Here is a 201-nt window from a genome sequence, read left to right on the forward strand (position 1 = left end):
GGCTGCAGATTACTTCGTCTATTCGCTATCGCTCGTGTCGCAGATTTTTTTTGATAAGTTTTGGGGGATGGGACACGGATGGACGCAGATGAAGCGGATGGACGCGGATTTTTTGTGGGTAGAGGAAATAGCCACGAATGCACGAATTATTTTTGGTAAGATGGTGGGGAGGGATGGCTATGAAAATGGAAATTCCAAATT

Annotated in this window: 1 protein-coding gene; it reads left to right on the top strand. The window is 45.3% G+C overall.

Translation table 11 applies throughout. From position 1 onward, the window contains the following. The coding region (locus ACSVH7_RS15185) for a hypothetical protein (RefSeq protein ID WP_438067527.1) at positions 1–201 on the top strand (201 nt) is incomplete at both ends.

This window comes from Flavobacterium sp. TSSA_36, assembly GCF_051547165.1.
In the GTDB taxonomy this organism is placed as follows: Bacteria; Bacteroidota; Bacteroidia; order Flavobacteriales; family Flavobacteriaceae; genus Flavobacterium.